We start from the raw sequence: 19192 nt of genomic DNA on the forward strand, positions 1-19192 counted from the left end.
GTGATCGGTGAGAAATGATCAGGTTGGCGTCAGGCACAACGGGAGAAACGACGGTACTTTATGCCAGGCACGTCAGCCACTCATGTGCAGCTTCACGCGCTATGCTATCCGCATCAAGCACGTCATCAAGGGTGGCGATATCCTGGTGGCCGATAGTCTGCATCACATCTTCAATCATGGCCGGGATGGCGGTAAAAGGCATTTTACATGTCAGAAAAGACTCTACCGCTACTTCGTTGGCTGCGTTAAGTATCGCTGGTGCGCTGCCGCCGGTAGCCAGCGCCTGGTATGCAAGCCTCAAGCAGGGGAAGCGTTTAAAATCCGGGGCCTCGAAATCCAGCCGGCCAACTTTGAACATATCCAGAGGTGTCACACCCGTTTCAATCCGGTCCGGAAAACCCAGGGCATGTGCAATCGGCGTACGCATGTCCGGATTACCAAGCTGTGCCAATACCGAACCATCCACGTATTCAACCATGGAATGAATGATGCTCTGCGGATGAATCACTACCTGGATCTGGTCCGGGGGGGCCTCAAACAGCCAATGCGCCTCAATGACTTCCAGCCCCTTGTTCATCATGGTAGCGGAGTCGACTGAAATCTTCCGCCCCATTACCCAGTTGGGATGAGCGCATGCCTGCCCCGGCGTTACCTGCTCCAGCGAGCTCAGCGGAGATTGCCGAAACGGCCCCCCGGATGCCGTCAGTAAAATGCGGCGTACCCCGATTGCACCTAAATCACCATTGAAATGCTGCGGTAGCGATTGAAAAATCGCATTATGTTCGCTATCAATCGGCAGTAGAGTAGCGTTATTTTCTTTGACCACATCCATAAAAATCCGCCCCGCCATGACCATCGTTTCCTTGTTGGCGAGCAGCACCTGCTTGCCTGCACGGGCGGCGGCAAACGTGGGACGTATGCCCGCGGCACCCACGATCGCGGCCATCACGGTATCGACTTCTGCTAGCGACGCCACTTTTTCCAGAGACTCGACACCGCAGAGCACTTCGGTAGCAAGCCCTGCCGCACGCGCTTCGGTCTGCAACCATTCAGCGCTCGCTTCCTCAAGCAGGACTGCATAACGGGGCTGAAAGCGACGGCATTGCTCCAGCATTTTTTTGGCGCTCTTGTTGGCAGCAAGGGCAACGATACGAAACCGGTCAGGATGGCGTGAAACCACGTCAAGCGTACTTACGCCGATGCTACCGGTAGAACCAAGAATAGTGAGGTGACGAACTGCTATCATAATTCGGACTGTAACAATAGAAGTGACAAAACTGCCAGGGGCAGGGTTGAAGTCAGGGCATCAATACGGTCAAGTATACCACCGTGGCCGGGCAAAATATTTCCGCTATCCTTGAGTCCGGCATGACGTTTCATCATGGATTCAAACAAATCTCCGATGATTCCCATGGCGGCGAGTAAAAGTAACAGCGGTATCAGTAACCTGGCTGGAACTTCGTCTCCTCCCGCATAACTCCATATCAGCGCATAAATAAACACCGCAGCCAGCGCTCCCGCCACGCCTTCCCAGGTCTTTCCCGGGCTGATAGCGGGCGCAAGCTTATGCTTTCCCCAGGCACGTCCGGAAAAATACGCCGCGGTATCGGATATCCAGACGGTGGACATGAACCCCAGCAGGAGAAGCGGATCGATGGACCGTAACTGGTACAGGGCAAAACACGTCGGCAGTAGCAGCAACCAACCCGTCAATGCCAGCAAGGCCGTATTTCCGATCGGACGTTTTGATCTCAGCAAAAACGGAACGCCCAGCGTCCAGAACACCAGTGATGCGACGTAAATCCAGAGAAATGACGTGGTATACGGATCAGCTAAAACGGCGCCGCTAAGCAGGAATAGCAATTCACCCGTCAGCAACACCGTAAATAAAAGATAACCGATGGAATGCTTGAGGGAAAACTTTGCGAGCCGGGTCCATTCCAATGAGCCTGCGGCAGTCAAGATAAGCAGCAATGCCATCCAGAAAATAGGCGACAGGTAAAATAATGCCGCAAGGAAAAGGCATAATATAATGACGGCGGTGAAAATCCGAGCCCTAAGCATGACTGGGAAGGTAAAGAAGAAACGGCACGGATGGAAAGGTGTAGAAGTTATGCCGTTTTTTTGACGACAGCTTCTCTTCCTCCATGACCGGGTGGCGTCGTTTGAAGTTGTTCGCTGGTGCGCCCAAACCGGCGTTCACGCTGTTGATAAGACTGGATCGCGAGGTCCAGCGCACGCGCATCAAAATCCGGCCACAACGTATCGGTGAAATAAAGCTCGGTATAAGCCAATTGCCATAACAGAAAATTGCTGATGCGTTTTTCGCCGCCGGTACGGATAAATAGATCCGGTTCGGGAGCATAGTTCAAAGCAAAATGCTTCATCAAATCATTTTCGTCAAAAGAAGCAGCCAATTGCGGGTGTTGCTCCAGCATTTTCCGAACAGCCTGCATCATATCCCAGCGCCCACCGTAATTGGCCGCAATGGTAAGTGTAAATCGATTGTTCCCTGCTGTAAGCGCCTCCCCATTGCGAACAAATTCGACTATTTTTTGATCAAATTTGGACAAATCGCCGATCACTTTGAAGCAAATGCCGTTCTCGTGCAGTTTGGTAACCTCCTGCTCGAGCACGCTGATGAAAAGCTGCATCAGAAATGCGACCTCGTCCGTCGGCCTGCGCCAATTTTCGCTACTGAAAGCGAATAAGGTGAGATATTCCACCCCGCGCTCTATACAAGCCTTGATCGCTGTGCGAACTGTTTCCACCCCGCGTTTATGCCCAGCCATCCGCGGCATGAAGCGATTTTTCGCCCAACGGCCATTGCCGTCCATGATGATGGCGATATGTCGCGGAATCAGGCCGGTTTCAGGTATTTCCCGAGTTGAACTGGTGGTAACGGGCATGGGGATACGGTTGAGTCAAGGACATTTAAAATCCAGTAATGCGTAGCACCGTTCGCAAAAGCGGACGCTTACCTCCGCAATACCTTGTGCAGGCAGCTTAACCTCAGATCGCCATCAGTTCGGCTTCCTTGATCTGCAGAAGTTTGTCTATTTCCGCGATATAACGGTCGGTGATTTTCTGAATCTCATCCTGTCCGCGGCGTTCATCATCCTCAGCTATTTCTTTTTCCTTCAGCAGATCCTTCAGGTGCGTATTTGCGTCACGGCGGATATTTCGCACCGCCACCCGCGCGGTTTCACCCTCATGCTTAACCACTTTGGTGAGATCACGACGACGTTCTTCAGTGAGCGCGGGCATGGGTACGCGGATCAACTCGCCTACAGTGACAGGATTTAGCCCCAGATCGGAGCTTCGAATCGCTTTTTCAATCGCACCCAGCATTTTCTTTTCCCATGGCGCGACGGTGATGGTGCGCGCATCCGCCAGGTTGACGTTCGCGACCTGATTGATGAGCGTCGGTGCGCCATAATAGTCGACCGTAACATGATCCAGCAGACCCGTGTGAGCCCGCCCGGTCCGTATCTTGCCCAGGTCCAGTTTCAGCGCATCCAGACTCTTCTGCATTTTTTGTTCAGCGGATTTTTTTATCTCGGCGATCATGATTGTCGTTTACGGAATAACGGAATTTTGCACTGATCGTTGACAGTCCCTATTTTACGGATGATTACAATGGTGTTAAGCAGTAAAAATGTAGACCATTTCAAGCCTGCACCAACGTTCCCTCATCTTCCCCCATCACCACCCGTTTCAGCGCACCCGGCTTGAATATGCTGAATACATTGAGCGGCAACTTCTGATCGCGGCACAAGGTCAATGCCGTCGCATCCATCACCTTGAGATTCTTGGCAATGGCCACATCAAACGATAGCTTTTGATAGCGGATGGCGTCGGCATTCGTCTTGGGATCAGTGGTATAAACGCCATCCACCTTGGTGCCCTTGAGTACAATATCGACGTTCATTTCCATCCCGCGTAGCGCGGCAGCAGTATCGGTCGTGAAAAAAGGATTGCCTGTACCGGCGGCAAAAATCACCACCTTCCCGGTCTCCAGATAACGTATGGCCTTCCCACGGATATAAGGCTCCACGACTTGATCAATTCGCAACGCGGACTGTACCCGACTTACCAAACCGCCGCGGCGCATGGCATCCTGCAGCGCCAGGGCATTCATGACCGTAGCCAGCATCCCCATGTAATCCGCGGTGGCGCGATCCATCCCATCTTCAGCGGACGTTATTCCTCGAAAGATATTGCCACCGCCAATTACCACGGCCACCTGGACGCCCAACTGAATTACGTCGGTGATCTCGGCTACGATTCGTTCAATTACCGCCCGATTGATGCCATAGCTATCATCGCCCATAAGAGCTTCACCGGAGAGCTTCAGCAGAATACGCTTGTAAGAGGCGATCGTCATGAATAATGAATAATTAATTTGGCTGATTTGACTGCGACGTGTTGTCTTCTTTGGCCTGGTTTACTTGCGCCATCACTTCGGCGGCAAAATCGCCAGTTTTCTTTTCGATACCCTCACCCACGATAAACAGGGTAAAGCCATTAACCTTCGCAGACTTTGCGGTAAGTAGTTTCTCCACGGTCTGATCGGGATTTTTGACGAATGGCTGGCCTAGAAGAGTAACTTCAGCAAGGTATTTGACAACACGCCCATCAACCATCTTTGTGACGATATCGGCAGGCTTACCGCTTTCCTCCGCCTGTGCCGCATAGATTTGCCTTTCGCGCGCCAGCAACTCGGGTGACACCTGCTCGCTTGACACACATATCGGTTTGCTGGCCGCGATGTGCATCGCCAAATCCTTGCCTAGCGCCTGGTCACCCCCCGTATAATCAACCATTACGCCAATTTTTGCACCGTGCAAGTATGAAGCAAGATGCCCCTGCGTTACATGTCGCGCGAAACGGCGCAGGCTGATATTTTCGCCTAATTTCATTATCAAGGCTTCCCGGAACTCATCCACGTTTTCCCCGCCCGGCAGCGCAGCGCTCGCCAATGCTTCGGTATCGGCTAAATTTTTCGTCGCTGCCAACTGCGCAAGATCGCGGACAAAACCGATAAAGTCTTCATTTCGGGCGACAAAATCGGTTTCGCAATTGACTTCCACCAAGGCGCCGCTCTTGCCATCTGGCGTAATATACGCCGCCACCATTCCTTCCGCCGCAACACGCGCGGCGGCCTTGCTCGCCTTGGCGCCACTCTTGATGCGTAGCAGATCCTCCGCCGCTTTAATGTCCCCGCCGGCTTCAGTCAACGCTTTCTTGCATTCCATCATGCCTAGACCGGTCATGTCGCGCAATTCCTTCACCCTTTTTGCGGTGATGTCCGCCATATTCACTCCAGATATAATTTGTTAAAGTAGCCGGGCGTTGATCATATCGCCAGCGTTGCCTGCGCAGAGGAAAACCCATCTGGCCAGCTAACAGCAGCCCCTGTTATTCCGCGGCTATTGCCTCATCCGCCTCTGCCAGCTCATTTTTAACGATCTCCTGCATGGCCTGATTGCGCCCTTCCAGAATCGCATCGGCGACACCACGTGCATAAAGGCGTATCGCCTGGCTGGAATCGTCATTACCAGGGATAACATAGTTCAACCCCTCAGGGCTGTGGTTAGTGTCCACCACGCCGACTATCGGTATGCCGAGCTTCTTGGCCTCCGTAATCGCTCCTTTCTGGTAACCGACATCGATCACAAACATGGCATCGGGCAAGCCTTTCATGTTCTTGATACCGCCTAGGCTGCGATCGAGCTTTTCCAGATCGCGCTGGATATCCAGCGCTTCTTTCTTGGAAAGCTTGTCGAGAGTGCCATCCTCAGCCATCGCCTCCATATCATGTAAACGCTTGACCGATAGCTTTATCGTCTTGAAGTTGGTGAGCATCCCGCCGAGCCAGCGCTGATCGACATAGGGAGCACCGCAGCGGAGGGCTTCCTCACGCACGATATCGCGCGCCTGGCGTTTGGTGCCGACAAACAGAATATTGCCCTTGTTGGCCGATAACTGGCGCACATAGTTCATCGCATCCTGGTACATCGTCAGGGTTTTTTCGAGATTGATGATGTGTATCTTGTTGCGATGGCCGAAAATGTACTGTGCCATCTTGGGATTCCAGAAACGGGTCTGATGCCCGAAATGGACACCCGCCTCGAGCATTTGTCGCATGGTTACTGACATGAATTTCTCCTGTGGGGTTGAGCCTCTATCCGCCATAGTCGCTCTCCTGAAGAGCACCCTATTTGAAACAGACGGATATGCGAATTTAAGCTGGCTTACGAAAAATTCATCCTGGAACTTGGGGACCAATTAACCGCAAAGCCAGATTAGCGGGAAATTATATCATTTTTGCCGGGATTCACTCAATTTGAACCCGAGAAATGGGATATATAACTCTGGCGTGCGTTACGTTTCGTGCGCGGAAGGGCCTATATGTTTAGGCCTCGGAAGAGAAATAGCAGGATTCCGTTGATAACGATTGGATTATCCTCAATCCAGCAGGACGGAGTGGAGTGAGCGGTCAACGGACGGATTTAGTGGTATGTGTGTCAACGTACATAGCCACGTCAACAATTGTGAGAAACTGATCACTCATGACGAGGCGCTCACAATCGAGTACTGCGTATATCTTCTGACTAACAATTGAAGGAGCCATTATGGAACAGAATACTTCGGATAAGATTGATGACGCAAAAGCCGCGGCAGAAAACATGGCGGACCGGGCCGGCACCGCAGCTCAGCGGGTCGGAAATGCGGCCAAATCCGCAGGTAAGCAGGTGGGTGACGTCGCGAGTGAAGAACTCGCCAATCTCAGAGCCGATCTTGACGACCTGATTTCGCGAATACCCAGCTTATCGGATGTTGACCTCGAGGAAGCCAAGGAAAAACTGATGGCAAAGGTTGCCTCCACGCGTGAAGCGGCGACGGACCTGGCCCACGATGCCCGCGAACAGTTCGACTATGGTGTTGAATGTTCCAAGGAGTGTATAAAGGAGCATCCCCTGCAATCGGTAGGTTACGCCGCCGGCATCGGCTTGCTGATCGGCTTGCTGATGACGCGCCGTTAACCGTCCATCCGGCTCCAGCACCCCAGTCGAGATAATCGCCATGTTTGAGTCCATCAAAAAAGCCCAACAACTCGGAACACTTGCGTTAGAGCGCGTCGACGACTATCTCGAGTTGGTGAAGTTATCAGCGGAGATTCAGGTTCAAAATTGGAAGAAGCAAGTGGTCAGCTATCTAATGGCAGCGCTTTTTTCTGCCTTGAGTCTGATCTTCCTGGGGTTGGCCGTCATCATTACCTGCTGGGACACCCCTTATCGCATACTCTCCGCATGGGGTGTTGCCGGCATTTACACTTTGATAGCTTTTCTGGTTTACGCCGCAGCACCAAAACCGACAGTTTCTGTTTCGGCCTTCGATGTCGTGCGTGATGAATTGCAGCAGGATATAAAGCTAATGAAGGATGTGGTATGAGCACCGCTCTCGAAGATGAACAAAAAGCGCTACTGGAGCGGATGGATGCCAGTCGTAGAAATTATCGATCCAGATTTGTCCATGAGCATGAAGACGAACAAGTCCATGATACGCATGCGTTCCCGCGTAGCCATACGTTCAAATTCCTAACGCGACATCCGTATTACGTCTCCGGCGCGCTTGTTGCGCTGTCGTTGGTTTCACGCGGACGACTGAACAAAGCGGTGAAAGGCGGCGTAGCGCTCACGGCAGGAATGCTGGGCAGCAGCGCAAGAACACTCATTATGCGTCGGGTCCTACCCTCGGTAATAAGTTCGCTACGCTCGCGTAACCACCGCGCATGATTCGGCAACGAAAAAATGCGTATGTGACTATGGCATGGCCGAAACAAGCTGCTTCTGCTTTTTTTGAGGAGAGTTATCATGGGTAAATATATTCTCGCCTGGATTCTGGGCGTACCCGCATTTGTTTTAATAATAGTTTACTTCTTGATGAACTGAGCGATATTGATCTGCATTGCTGCTCTAGCTGGATTTCTTCTGCTCAGCGCCAGCTACTATCATAAAGGCGGTCCCGTGAGATATTTTTCAACATGCCAGGTCTTCAAACTGCAGTGGTTTGCAATACTGATTGCCAGCGCCGCAGGGCCGGCCTATGCAGAGGCGCCTCCCGAGGGAAACCGGAATACGCCAGAGGCAGTGGCGCCCCCGTGGGAATTATACGACACCGATGAGGATGGTTATATCAGCACTGAAGAAGCAGCGGCACAGAAGATGTCAGCTCGGACTTTTGAAGGTCTGGACATTGACCGGGATGGACGGCTGAATCAGGATGAGTTCTCTAAGGCGCCTCGCATCAGGTTGAAGTGATATGCCCCACTTAAACTTACCCGGACACCTGGTTGTGGGTCGTAGGCTGCGGCTTTCGCCTCCTCGTTCTGCTCTTCTGCTCTTCTGCTCGTTCTGCTGAAAGTTATCTAGTTATCTTGCTTACACCGCCCTTCGACTTGCGAGCGATCGGTAAGCCGAGCCATTGCCATCAAAATACAGTCCGACTTGGCGGGGATTGTTTTAGTCCTTGGCGGTCAAAACCTGAACATATTGTAGTTAACGTGGATCAGGGCATTTCGGCTACAATTCGTGAATGTATGCAATTAAAGCAATAGTGACGCTAGATAATAGGGTAGGCGAGCCCGTCCTGGACGAGACAAGGGGAAATATTTTTCTGGTCGGAATGATGGGAGCGGGAAAAACGACGGTCGGCAGGCTTCTGGCGAATTTTCTGGAAAAAAAGTTTCACGACTCGGATCGGGAAATCCAGAAGCGAACTGGCGTTAGCATACCTCTTATTTTTGAAATTGAGGGAGAGGCTGGTTTCCGCAAGCGGGAAACAGAAATGCTCTCCGAACTGGTGAAAACCGGAAATATTGTGCTTGCCACAGGCGGCGGCGCAGTGTTAAGCGCGGAAAATCGCGAGATGCTGAAGCGTAGCGGCACCGTGATCTACTTGAGAGCCACAATTGATGATTTGTGGCGACGAACGCGACATGATAAGAATCGTCCATTGCTCCAGACTCAGGATCCTCGCACGAAACTGACCGAGCTTTATGCGCAACGGGACCCGCTTTACCGGGAGACAGCGCATATCATCGTTGAAAGCGGAAAACGGAGTGCACGCCATCTTGCGCAACTGCTGGCACAACAACTGGCCTGCTCCGATCTAAGAATGGATGAAATTTGAAAAGAAAAGGTCTATAAATTGGCGGACTGATGAGTAAAGAGGGAGACGGATAGCTCAGCTTACTCGTCCATTGGCGCCTCGTCTGGAAACAGAACATCGGTAAAACCAAATGTACGAAAATCAGTAATACGCATGGGGTAGAGAATGCCCTCCAAATGGTCGCACTCATGTTGTACGACACGGGCGTGGAACCCCTCGACACTCCGATCTATGAATTTACCATACTGATCCAGGCCCTGATAGCGCACCTTGGTAAAACGTGGAACCATGCCGCGCATGCCTGGAACACTGAGGCAGCCCTCCCAACCCTGTTCCATGGTTTTTGCCAGCGGTGTTAACTCCGGATTCACCAATACGGTATAGGGCACCTCCTCCGCATCGGGATAGCGCGGATTGCGCTTCACCCCGAAGATTACTACTTGTAGCCCGACTCCAATTTGAGGTGCAGCCAGTCCCGCGCCGTTGAGCGCTTCCATGGTGTCATGCATATCTCGAATCAGGGCCTCAAGCTCGGGGGTACCGAACGCCTCCACTTTGCGGGCCACTTCGAGCAATCCGGGAGCGCCCATTCTCAAGACGGGTTTAATCGACATCGAGCTCCACCGCGTGCTCGAGAATATTCCTGACACCGACCATCGCTTTCTCCAGAACAGCATGAGCATCTTCCAGGCGAATCGCATGTACGCTCGTTTTACGTCCCGCGGCATGATTGGCCACTACCGCGATCGCCGCATAGCAGAGGCCCAATTCTTTAGCGAGCGCCGCTTCGGGCATACCGGTCATACCTACCATATCTACCCCGTCCCGTTCCATGCGATTGATTTCGGCGGCGGTTTCCAGCCGGGGCCCTTGAGTTGCGCCATAGACGCCACCATCGATTACGTCCTCACCGGCACATCCCGCTGCTTCCAGCAAGCGTCCACGAGTCAATTTGCAATAGGGCTCGGTGAAATCGATGTGAACTACGGACTTGGCTGCGTTGTCGTGATAAGTATACTTGCGACCATGCGTATAATCGATAATCTGATCGGGAATTGCAACCACGCCGGGTGTTAAATCCGAGCGGATACCGCCTACCGAAGCAACAGCTATCACCCGGGTCAGATCCAGTGATTGCAGCGCCCAGAGGTTGGCACGATAATTTACCTCATGAGGCGGAATCGTATGCCCATAGCCATGGCGCGCCAGGAATACGACCTCGTTGCCATTAATCCTCCCGAAAGTCAGGGGGCTCGACGGTTCGCCGTAAGGCGTCGTCATGATGCGCCGATGCGATATTTCAAGACAGGCAAGCTGGGCCATGCCGGTGCCTCCGATGATTGCAAGCATGTCTTAGAAATCCAGAAATATTGAAGAGTGCTCGGGCTTGACCGCTTTTAAAAAAAACATGGCTCGCCGGCGCTCACCCCGCAACTTTCGTTCTTTTCGTTCTTGTCGCGCGTTGGCGACGTTAGCGACTTTGCAGGTTTCATATTTTCCGGTTTTTCCTACGCCTTCAAGGCGTAAATCGCGGGGAGATTCCGCCACGCGCCATAGATATCCATACCGAAGCCAAACACAAAGCGATCCGGCAGCAGGACACCCACAAAATCCGCGCTGATGGGCTTGGGCTTGCCTATGACTTTCTCAGCAAAAACGGCGCTGTAAAAGGCCGTTGCGCCCTGGCCCATGACCCGTTCGCGGATCGCCGCAAGCGTAACCCCCTCATCAAGGACGTCATCCAGCACTAACACTACCCTGTCCCGCACGTTTTCGGGGGGTAATACCTTCCAATTGATTTTACCACCCCGAATTTCATTATCGTAGCGGCTGACGTGAAGGTAATCGAAATTGAGCGGAAATTCCAGCAACGGTAGCAATTGACCGGTAAACACCACGGCCCCGCCCATTATGCTCAACACCAGCGGATACCGATGCGATAGTGCCGCAGTAATCTCGACTGCCATTTGTTTGACCGTCTGGGATACCACGTCAGCAGAAAATATCTGCTCCGCTGCACCCAGGATCTTCTTCGCTTCTTCACAAGAAAGCATCGGATCAGTATGGGTATCAGCTAAAATCGTAAAAAGAAAAAATCGTCAAACCAAAGGAATGTCGCGGCATCGGGCATCCAGATAATCGGAAAATTCCTGGCGCACTTCCGGATGCTCAAGCGCCAGCGCGATAGTAGCCTTGAGATAACCTATCTTGCTTCCACAATCGTAACGGGTACCCGAGAATTCATACGCCAACGCGCGCTCTTCCAATAATAGCGAGGCGATGCCGTCCGTGAGCTGAATTTCCCCGCCCGCGCCAGGATCGATTTTTTCCAGATGCTCAAAAATTTTGGGAGTCAAAATATAACGGCCCACTACGCCTAACGTTGAGGGTGCATCCTCTGGCTCGGGTTTTTCAACAATACCGGTGATAGGGTGCAGCCGGTTCATCCCTGGCCCGCATTTCACAATGCCGTAATTCACCGTATCTTCCGGCTCGACTTCTTGTACGGCTAATATCGAGCAGCCGTTCTGTTCATATACACGGCACAACTGTTGCATGATCGGTTCGTCATCCGCCAGCAAGTCGTCCGCAAGCAGTACTGCGAATGGTTCATTACCCACTGCGGGGCGAGCACATAAGATTGCATGGCCTAACCCGAGCGCTTCCGATTGACGGATATAGATGCAGGAAACGTTTTTCGGCAGAATATTCCGCAGCACTTCCAGCGTTTCCGTTTTACCGCGTGCTTCCAGCTCTGCTTCCATCTCGTAAGCTTTATCGAAATGATCCTCTATAGCACGCTTATGACGTCCAGTTATAAAGATCATTTCTGTTATGCCCGCCGCCACAGCCTCTTCAACGGCGTACTGGATCAAAGGCTTATCCACGACGGGCATCATTTCCTTGGGGCTCGCCTTGGTAGCAGGGAGGAAACGGGTGCCCATCCCCGCCACGGGGAAAACCGCTTTAGTTATTTTGGCCATGAACGCACTCGCTTAGTGTTGGGATTTCGGAAAAATCAACTTGAATCAACCTTGCGAACCTTGCAATAATTGTAACAGTCCTGCCTCGTCAAGGACCGTTATTCCCAATTCAACGGCCTTGTCATACTTGCTGCCAGGGTCTGCACCAGCCACTACATAATCGGTTTTTGCCGAAACGCTGCCTGTTACTTTTCCCCCAACGGTTTCTATTTTCTCCCTGGCGTCCTCCCGTGTCAGATTTGGCAGGCTCCCCGTCAGCACAAAAATCTTGCCACCGGCTTTGCCCATATCCGAGATGATATCGAAGCTCGCCTTTGCTTGTGCGCCTTCGTCTTCCTTCCATCGTATTCCGCTGGCGCGCAATTGTTCGATAACTTCGAGATTGTGCCTTTCTCCAAAAAAATCGGCAATGCTCTCAGCCACTACAGGTCCAATATTCGGCACCAGACGCAAACTTTCCGCATCCGCTGCAATCAGCCTATCCAGCCCACCGAAGTACCGGGCCAGATCCTTGGCAGTGGTCTCGCCCACATTACGGATACCCAACGAATAAATAAACCGGGCCAGCGTGGTATTTTTGCTTTTTTCGATGGCCTTTATGACATTGCTTGCGGATTTGTCCGCCATCCTCTCCAGCGCGGCAAGTCCGGTTATGCCCAGTTTATAAAGATCTGCCGGTGTTCTAATAATGGCGTTGTCTACCAGTTGCTCCACGAGCTTATCGCCCAGGCCGTTGATATCCATAGCGCGGCGTGAGGCAAAATGCAAAATCGACTGTTTTCGTTGTGCCGGACAGAACAGCCCGCCCGTGCAACGTGTTAGCGCCTCGCCAGGCAGGCGCACTGCTTTCGAGCCACATACCGGGCAGTGATCGGGCATGACGAATGGCCTTGCATGCGGCGGTCGGCTCTCCTTCTGTACTGCCACTACCTCGGGAATCACATCGCCCGCCCGCCGCACTGTTACTTTGTCACCGATCATGACATCTTTACGCCTGATTTCATCTTCGTTGTGCAGCGTTGCATTAGTAACGGTGGCGCCCCCCACAAACACCGGCTTCAATCGCGCAACCGGCGTCATAGCACCGGTTCTACCTACTTGTACGTCGATTCCCAGCAATTCCGTTATCGCTTCCTGTGCTGGAAATTTATGAGCGAGGGCAAATCGGGGGGCGCGTGACACAAACCCAAGCTTCTCCTGCTGCGCAAGATCGTTGACCTTATATACCGTGCCATCGATATCGTAGGGCAGATGTTCACGCTTTATGCATATTCCCCGGTGATATTCCAGCAATGCCGCTACACCGGTTACGGTACTGCGTTCTTGCGCGACCGGAAAACGCAGCGACGCAAGGTAGTCCGTTATATGATGATGTTTATCCCGAGGCACGCTTCCGCCTTCACAAGCGCCGACGCCATAGGCGAAGAACTTCAGTCCACGGTTTGCCGTAATGGCGGGGTCGAGTTGGCGTAGCGCACCTGCCGCGGCATTGCGAGGATTGATGAACTCCCTTTCATTTTTTGCACGCTGTTGCCGATTAAGTTTCTCGAAATCAGCCTTCAACATCAGTACCTCCCCGCGCACCTCAAGAAAGGAAGGAGTTTCTTCGCCACAAGCGCCGGTTTTAAGCGTCAAGGGAATAGATTGGACCGTGCGTAAATTCAGGGTAACATCTTCGCCAACGTAGCCATCGCCGCGGGTGGCGCCGGTCCTGAATATACCATTTTCATAACACAGGCTTACCGCCAAACCGTCGAATTTAGGTTCCACCGCATATTCCACCATGCTCACGCCTAAGGTCTGGCGCACGCGCCGGTCAAATGCCTCCACCTCCGCCGGTTCAAATGCATTGCCAAGGGAGAGCATCGGGATGCGATGGACAATCTGGGGAAATTCAGTGAGCGCGGCAGCACCAATGCGCTGAGTAGGGGAATCAGGTGTAATGAGTTGCGGATGGCGCTGCTCAAGTTCCTGTAATTCACGGAACAGCTTGTCGTACTCCGCGTCCGGAATTGTCGGGGTATCCCGTGCGTAGTAGTTGTAATTATGCAGTTCGATAGTGCCGCGCAGTTCCTGTATACGGCGCGCTACTTGAGAGACTTCATCCGGATGTCCACTCACGTAAATAGCCTCAGCGCAGTTTCGCCACCCGCAGGGATATTGCGCGACAGCATGGTGGACTGTATCGCAATTAATTGCTGTTTGATTTTGCGGATGCCGCTGTCACTCAAGGGTATGCGATTATCATCTACCATGATTCCCCCCAGATTGTCCGTGAAGATACCGGCAAGATGAATCATTTGCCCAAAAACGGCTTCGCCGTTTGCTACGCCCGGTATATCAAGAAGAAATGTAATACCACGCGTCGTAAGCGTGCGTACGCTACCCGGGAGAAAAGGGGAAGGCTCATAGTTTCCGAGGGAAAATAAGATCGCATTGTTTTCGTCACGATAATGAAACAGACCTTCGGCTCCCAGTTTGAACCCCGACGTTTCTGCCAGGACGCGAATTTTGGCGCCGGTAAACACACTGTTATCCTTGCTGATAATGTTGATGCCCACCATGACGTCCACTTGGGTGCAGAATTCATCAAGCAATATCGCGCGCGCATACGCCTTATGTATGTTGGGGCAATTTACCGCTGCTGCCACATGCGTGGCGAAGTTTTCCGCCATGTCACGAAATTCGGACAAACTTACTTCGCTTATCGGACCGGCTCGATCGGCGAGTTGCAGGCAACCGCGCAAATGTGTATAGCCACCCTTGCCGTTGGCCTCCGTGGTGATTTCTTCCCAAAATGCTTCTGAACTCCTCTGCCCCAGCCATCGCACCGGCTTGCTGAAATCGAATCTCCGCTGTAACACCTCTGCCATGCTCGAATTCATGATCGGTTTTTCGCTGCGGATTTCAATAATATAATCCACACTCTCCTGGGAATTGTCCTCCTCAAGCGGCGCTGACTCCCGCTCAACCGCTGTTATAGCCCTGGCCGAACCGATGAGCGGCTCCAGCTTGGGCTTGGCAATTTCCGCAGCTTCTGCTGGTTCTTCGCACGGTTCTTCGATTGGTTTTTCGGTAGGTTCTTTGGTTGGTCCTTCGGTTGGTCCTTCGGTAGTTTCTTCGGCTGGTTTTTCGGTGGATTCTCCGTCTGGCTCCATCCGGGGCTCTTGCGAGAACCCCTTGTCGAGTTGCGGTTCAATCCTTTCATTTTGTTCACTGGACATGGCTTCTCTCAGCAGCACATCCTCATGCTTTGGCCCGAATGCTTCTTCCGCACCCCGCCGATAGCGGCGTTGCTGCATCCAGTTAAAAAGAACAACACCCATAACCACAATGAGTCCTATGGCTATCAAGCTGATTTGCAATTCGCTCATGTTCATCATATGTTCAAGTCACCGTGGAAGCGCCGCTCAGTCTTACAGCCTCTTCGATTTCTACCGCAACCACCCGTGAAACGCCTTTTTCCTGCATAGTGACGCCAATTAATTGCTGCGCGATTCCCATAGTGATCTTATTGTGACTGATAAACACGAACTGGGTCCGAAGCGACATTTTCCGCACCAGATTGCAGAACCGCTCGGTGTTGCTATCATCCAGAGGGGCATCCACTTCATCCAACAGGCAAAACGGCGCAGGATTGAGTTGAAACAGCGAGAACACAAACGCCAGCGCAGTGAGCGCTTTTTCACCGCCGGACAAAAGGTTGATAGAACTGTTCTTCTTACCCGGCGGTTGGGCGAAAATTTGTATGCCTGCATCGAGAATTTCCTCACCCCTCAATATCAGCTTCGCTTGCCCGCCACCGAACATGGTGGGAAACATCTCTTCCAGATGCCCGTTGACCTTTTCGATAGTCTCCAGCAGTCGTTCGCGGGTTTCACGATCTATCTGCCGGATTGCATTTTTAAGGGTCTCGGATGCCTCCTCCAGATCCTGCGATTGTGAATCCAGATAAGTTTTACGCGTCTGGCAAGATTCCAGCTCATCGAGCGCACCCGGATTGACTGCTCCCAACGCAGCAATTTCTCCATTCATCCGGTTTATCTCAGCCTGCAATGCGAAAGGTCTTGTTTTCCCGAGAGAGTGGACCAGTTCCTGCTCCGAACCACCTGATTCCCTTAATTGCTCACTAAACTGATCCTCGGCAATTCGCGCCTCTTGTTCCTTGAGGCGCGCCTGGTTGATGCCCTCCCGCAGCGGGTGCAACTTTTGCTCGGCGGTCATGCGCTCCTGCTCTATTTCTCGCAATTCGCTGGCCGCATCTTCAAGGGCGTTGCGCGCAACCGCCAATCTCTCCTCACGCTGTTCACGCGACGCCAGCCGTTCCTGAAGCAGGCTGCTCAATTGCGTTTCATCAAAATCACTTTGTCCGGCTTGCAATTTTTCCAGATGAGCCTCGAGCTCAACAGCATTTTCGCCAATATATCGAATGGAATTCTCCACTTCGGAGATTTTATTCAAGCAGGTTTTTTCGTGAAATGCAGCCTCCTGCATTTCCTTCTCGGCAATCCGCACGCGCAGACGCTGTGCATCCAAAAACTGTTCCGCTGCTTCCCGCGCTTGTTTTTCCTTTTTTACCTGCTGTTGCAGCGCTTCGACCTGGACCTGATACTGCATCAATTTTTCTTCGGCCTCCTGCTTCCGGGAGGACTCTGCCGTTGCCTGCTGCCCTATTTCAGCCAATTCGCTGTCAATCTGCTTGTGCCGCTGGCTAGTGCGGTCAGCGAGTTGCGTGAGCTTCAATGCTTGCATTTGTACGTCGTGATGCAGTTGCTGTAGGCCCCCAATATCATCACGAAGACAAGATACAAATGATTCGAGCTCATGGCAGGCTTCCACCGCCATATCCAGCTCGGCTTTCTCCCCCGCCAGGCTTACTCTCAGCGCACCCGCTTCGACTTCAATCTGGGTTATCTCGCGTTGCCGCGCCAGCACGCCATGCAACTGGGAATCGGGAGCATAATAGGAAAGACTGTGACATGTAATGATATGGCCCTCGCGGGTCACCAGCATTTCGCGGGAAGATAGGCTTGTTCGTGCCGAGAGACCCGCCCGCACATCCTCGGCCACAAATATTCCGTCCAGCCATTCGTCCAGCACAGGTCTTGTTTCTGCATGATCGCAAGTCAGATACGACTGCAGCAGTATCCAGCTCTCCCTTCCTCTCAAGTTCTTCTGTTGTTCGCCCGGTATTCCTTGTAATGCCTGGGCCGCTAACTCGAACACCGCCCATTTCCCCGGAGGAGGATCTTCCGCCCACTCGCGCGTCAGCTCCAATTGGCCAAGCGACACACTGTTCAGGCGCTCGCGCAGCACCGCTTCAAGCGCATCTTCCCACCCCTTCTCAATCTGGATGTGTTGCCACAAACGCGGCAGTGCATCAAGCTGATGCCTTGCGATCCATGCGCTCAGTCCCTCGCTGCCTTCGAGGCGTTTCTGCAGGCGCTGCAAAGCGCCAAGCCGCGCTTCGATCCGGACAATCTGCTGTTCCAGCATTTGCACTTTGTGCGAAAACTCGCGTTTCACTTTCTCGGCATTCAGCAGGAGGCTTTCGGTTTGCACGAGCGTTTCCTGTTTACTTTTCAGATCAGCAGCGCTGACCTCTATTTGCCGAGTCAAGCGGGACAGCGCTTCGATTTCCGGTTGCGGCAAGGAATCTCGTTCAGCCGTTAGCCGTGCCCGTCGCAGCTCAAGCTGCTGGAAGTTTTTTGCCGCGTGGACCCGGTTACTTTCCTCCAACTGACCAGCCTGCTCAACCAGCAACAGCTCACGCTGTATTTCGGTTAATTTCTCCTGGCATAACCGAAAAGCGGAGTCGGCTACCGGCAATTTTTCGCTTTCTGCCGCGACTTCCTGTTTGCCGGCTTCGCGCGCCAGGCGAGCCCGTTCAAATTCTTCGCGCCAACGGTTCAAACTTTCTGCTGCGTCCTCCGCTTGTTTTTTTTGGCTCTCAAGCTGGTTCTTCACTGCCTTGATTTGTTGCTCCATGCGATGATAGTTTTCACGCACGTGTCGAATTTGTTGTTCAATATGCGCTACTTCCGCATTGGCTGCATAAAGCTCGCCCTGAAACTCATGCAAGAGATCGCCCATGGCGTAATGATGAGCGCGCTTCTCTTCCAGGCGTTTTTCTGCGTCGCGCAGGTTCGCGCTTTCCATTTCCAGCGAGGTCTGCAGCGATCGGAGTTCTTTTTCCGCAAGGGTACGTTGCGTGGCGGCTTCCTGTTTGCGGGCGTACCATAAAAGGTTTTGCGTTTTATGCAATTGGTCTTTCACGTCATTGAAGCGTCGGGCCACCTCGGCCTGTCGTTCCAGGCGTATTAACTGCTTTCCCAGTTCCTGGCAAATATCGCCTATCCGCAGAAGGTTGTCGCGTGTATCGGAGAGACGCGATTCAGTTTCCCGGCGCCGCTCACGATATCTGGAGATGCCTGCTGCTTCCTCCAGAAGTACGCGCAACTCCTCCGGCTTTGCCTCGATAATGCGAGAGATCATTCCCTGCTCGATAATGGCATAACCACGCCCGCCTACCCCGGTGCCAAGAAAGATATCCGCCACATCCCGCCGGCGGACATGGATATTATTGATGTGATAGGTTGACTCACCGTCGCGACGCAATATCCGTTTGATGGAGATCTCCGCATAGCTCGACCATTGACCTGCCGCCTTGCCAAGATTGTTATCAAACATCAGCTCCACGCTTGCTCTTCCCACTGGTTTGCGATTCGCGGAACCGTTAAAAATCACGTCCTGCATGGACTCGCCGCGCAACGCAGACGCCCGCGATTCGCCCAGGACCCAGCGCACGGCGTCGATCACATTGGATTTTCCGCAGCCATTAGGACCCACAACGCCGACCAGATCCCCTGGAAGGGGAATCTCGGTAGGGTCGACAAAGGATTTGAACCCGGCTAGTTTGATGCGGGAGAGACGCAATTTGTCGTTCGCAACCAGTTATAATTGAGCGGCTCGAAAAGATAGCCTTGAAAAGAAGCCCTAAAGTTATTCTGAGCTATTGTGCAACGACCGTA

General features: G+C 52.7%; 19 protein-coding genes. 5 read left to right on the forward strand and 14 right to left on the reverse strand.

The window, feature by feature from the left end:
• Positions 1 to 58 precede the first annotated feature (58 nt).
• The 7 genes from ispC to rpsB form a co-directional block, all read right to left on the reverse strand.
• Positions 59 to 1246 (reverse strand): 1-deoxy-D-xylulose-5-phosphate reductoisomerase, encoded by a 1188-nt coding sequence (ispC, locus tag BUA28_RS01850; RefSeq protein WP_072766429.1) that lies wholly within the window; start codon positions 1244 to 1246, stop codon positions 59 to 61.
• Positions 1243 to 2064, reverse strand: coding sequence for a phosphatidate cytidylyltransferase (locus BUA28_RS01855; protein ID WP_072766430.1), 822 nt, complete (start codon positions 2062 to 2064; stop codon positions 1243 to 1245). The genes ispC and BUA28_RS01855 overlap by 4 nt, the downstream gene beginning before the upstream one ends.
• Positions 2065 to 2111: 47 nt before the next feature.
• On the reverse strand, positions 2112 to 2909 hold the full coding sequence (gene uppS / locus BUA28_RS01860) for a polyprenyl diphosphate synthase (protein ID WP_072766431.1): 798 nt from the start codon (positions 2907 to 2909) through the stop codon (positions 2112 to 2114).
• A gap of 103 nt (positions 2910 to 3012) precedes the next feature.
• Positions 3013 to 3570: a ribosome recycling factor gene (gene frr / locus BUA28_RS01865; protein WP_072766432.1), complete on the reverse strand. Its 558-nt coding sequence runs from the start codon at positions 3568 to 3570 to the stop codon at positions 3013 to 3015.
• Between the two features lie 100 nt (positions 3571 to 3670).
• Entirely contained in the window at positions 3671 to 4387 is a 717-nt protein-coding gene (gene pyrH / locus BUA28_RS01870) for a UMP kinase (protein ID WP_072766433.1), read from the reverse strand.
• A gap of 13 nt (positions 4388 to 4400) precedes the next feature.
• The gene (gene tsf / locus BUA28_RS01875) at positions 4401 to 5318 is read right to left on the reverse strand and encodes a translation elongation factor Ts (protein WP_072766434.1); all 918 of its coding nucleotides are present in this window, start codon (positions 5316 to 5318) and stop codon (positions 4401 to 4403) included.
• Positions 5319 to 5421: 103 nt separating this feature from the next.
• A complete protein-coding gene (gene rpsB / locus BUA28_RS01880) occupies positions 5422 to 6162 on the reverse strand; it encodes a 30S ribosomal protein S2 (protein ID WP_072766435.1) in 741 nt (246 codons plus the stop codon).
• A 476-nt stretch (positions 6163 to 6638) separates the two neighbouring features.
• On the opposite strand from rpsB, the gene BUA28_RS01885 reads away from it, so the two are divergent.
• From BUA28_RS01885 to BUA28_RS01905, 5 genes are all read left to right on the forward strand, one after another.
• Positions 6639 to 7049 carry an ElaB/YgaM/YqjD family protein gene (locus BUA28_RS01885; RefSeq protein ID WP_072766436.1) on the forward strand — a complete coding sequence of 137 codons (411 nt, stop codon included), beginning with the start codon at positions 6639 to 6641 and terminating at the stop codon, positions 7047 to 7049.
• Between the two features lie 40 nt (positions 7050 to 7089).
• Positions 7090 to 7458 carry a phage holin family protein gene (locus BUA28_RS01890; protein ID WP_072766437.1) on the forward strand — a complete coding sequence of 123 codons (369 nt, stop codon included), beginning with the start codon at positions 7090 to 7092 and terminating at the stop codon, positions 7456 to 7458.
• Complete coding sequence (locus BUA28_RS01895; protein ID WP_072766438.1) at positions 7455 to 7802, forward strand: hypothetical protein; 348 nt, start codon at positions 7455 to 7457, stop codon at positions 7800 to 7802. Before BUA28_RS01890 ends, BUA28_RS01895 begins: the two co-directional genes overlap by 4 nt.
• Before the next feature lie 231 nt (positions 7803 to 8033).
• The gene (locus BUA28_RS01900) at positions 8034 to 8327 is read left to right on the forward strand and encodes an EF-hand domain-containing protein (protein ID WP_176767762.1); all 294 of its coding nucleotides are present in this window, start codon (positions 8034 to 8036) and stop codon (positions 8325 to 8327) included.
• 364 nt (positions 8328 to 8691) lie between these two features.
• Positions 8692 to 9198 (forward strand): shikimate kinase, encoded by a 507-nt coding sequence (locus BUA28_RS01905; protein ID WP_256325237.1) that lies wholly within the window; start codon positions 8692 to 8694, stop codon positions 9196 to 9198.
• A gap of 59 nt (positions 9199 to 9257) precedes the next feature.
• On the opposite strand, the gene def is transcribed toward BUA28_RS01905, so the two are convergent.
• The 7 genes from def to smc form a co-directional block, all read right to left on the reverse strand.
• Positions 9258 to 9791 (reverse strand): peptide deformylase, encoded by a 534-nt coding sequence (gene def, locus BUA28_RS01910; protein WP_072766440.1) that lies wholly within the window; start codon positions 9789 to 9791, stop codon positions 9258 to 9260.
• On the reverse strand, positions 9781 to 10527 hold the full coding sequence (locus BUA28_RS01915; RefSeq protein ID WP_072766441.1) for an S-methyl-5'-thioinosine phosphorylase: 747 nt from the start codon (positions 10525 to 10527) through the stop codon (positions 9781 to 9783). The genes def and BUA28_RS01915 overlap by 11 nt, the downstream gene beginning before the upstream one ends.
• 158 nt (positions 10528 to 10685) lie before the next feature.
• A complete protein-coding gene (locus BUA28_RS01920; RefSeq protein WP_072766442.1) occupies positions 10686 to 11231 on the reverse strand; it encodes a hypoxanthine-guanine phosphoribosyltransferase in 546 nt (181 codons plus the stop codon).
• 45 nt (positions 11232 to 11276) lie between these two features.
• Positions 11277 to 12161 (reverse strand): UTP--glucose-1-phosphate uridylyltransferase GalU, encoded by an 885-nt coding sequence (gene galU, locus BUA28_RS01925; protein WP_072766443.1) that lies wholly within the window; start codon positions 12159 to 12161, stop codon positions 11277 to 11279.
• A gap of 45 nt (positions 12162 to 12206) precedes the next feature.
• Entirely contained in the window at positions 12207 to 14282 is a 2076-nt protein-coding gene (gene ligA, locus BUA28_RS01930; RefSeq protein ID WP_083569826.1) for an NAD-dependent DNA ligase LigA, read from the reverse strand.
• A complete protein-coding gene (locus tag BUA28_RS16355) occupies positions 14279 to 15535 on the reverse strand; it encodes a cell division protein ZipA C-terminal FtsZ-binding domain-containing protein (RefSeq protein WP_305887641.1) in 1257 nt (418 codons plus the stop codon). The genes ligA and BUA28_RS16355 overlap by 4 nt, the downstream gene beginning before the upstream one ends.
• 13 nt (positions 15536 to 15548) lie before the next feature.
• On the reverse strand, positions 15549 to 19097 hold the full coding sequence (gene smc, locus BUA28_RS01940; protein WP_072766446.1) for a chromosome segregation protein SMC: 3549 nt from the start codon (positions 19095 to 19097) through the stop codon (positions 15549 to 15551).
• Between the last annotated feature and the right edge of the window lie 95 nt (positions 19098 to 19192).

This window comes from Nitrosospira sp. Nsp11 (assembly GCF_900142705.1).
GTDB lineage: Bacteria > Pseudomonadota > Gammaproteobacteria > Burkholderiales > Nitrosomonadaceae > Nitrosospira.

Bases quoted from the DNA above. Each gene is read 5' to 3' on its own strand.
- ispC (WP_072766429.1), bottom strand. From the start codon at position 1,246: ATGATAGCAGTTCGTCACCTCACTATTCTTGGTTCTACCGGTAGCATC.
- BUA28_RS01855 (WP_072766430.1), bottom strand. From the start codon at position 2,064: ATGCTTAGGGCTCGGATTTTCACCGCCGTCATTATATTATGCCTTTTC.
- uppS (WP_072766431.1), bottom strand. From the start codon at position 2,909: ATGCCCGTTACCACCAGTTCAACTCGGGAAATACCTGAAACCGGCCTG.
- frr (WP_072766432.1), bottom strand. From the start codon at position 3,570: ATGATCGCCGAGATAAAAAAATCCGCTGAACAAAAAATGCAGAAGAGT.
- pyrH (WP_072766433.1), bottom strand. From the start codon at position 4,387: ATGACGATCGCCTCTTACAAGCGTATTCTGCTGAAGCTCTCCGGTGAA.
- tsf (WP_072766434.1), bottom strand. From the start codon at position 5,318: ATGGCGGACATCACCGCAAAAAGGGTGAAGGAATTGCGCGACATGACC.
- rpsB (WP_072766435.1), bottom strand. From the start codon at position 6,162: ATGTCAGTAACCATGCGACAAATGCTCGAGGCGGGTGTCCATTTCGGG.
- BUA28_RS01885 (WP_072766436.1), top strand. From the start codon at position 6,639: ATGGAACAGAATACTTCGGATAAGATTGATGACGCAAAAGCCGCGGCA.
- BUA28_RS01890 (WP_072766437.1), top strand. From the start codon at position 7,090: ATGTTTGAGTCCATCAAAAAAGCCCAACAACTCGGAACACTTGCGTTA.
- BUA28_RS01895 (WP_072766438.1), top strand. From the start codon at position 7,455: ATGAGCACCGCTCTCGAAGATGAACAAAAAGCGCTACTGGAGCGGATG.
- BUA28_RS01905 (WP_256325237.1), top strand. From the start codon at position 8,692: ATGATGGGAGCGGGAAAAACGACGGTCGGCAGGCTTCTGGCGAATTTT.
- def (WP_072766440.1), bottom strand. From the start codon at position 9,791: ATGTCGATTAAACCCGTCTTGAGAATGGGCGCTCCCGGATTGCTCGAA.
- BUA28_RS01915 (WP_072766441.1), bottom strand. From the start codon at position 10,527: ATGCTTGCAATCATCGGAGGCACCGGCATGGCCCAGCTTGCCTGTCTT.
- BUA28_RS01920 (WP_072766442.1), bottom strand. From the start codon at position 11,231: ATGCTTTCTTGTGAAGAAGCGAAGAAGATCCTGGGTGCAGCGGAGCAG.
- galU (WP_072766443.1), bottom strand. From the start codon at position 12,161: ATGGCCAAAATAACTAAAGCGGTTTTCCCCGTGGCGGGGATGGGCACC.
- BUA28_RS16355 (WP_305887641.1), bottom strand. From the start codon at position 15,535: ATGAGCGAATTGCAAATCAGCTTGATAGCCATAGGACTCATTGTGGTT.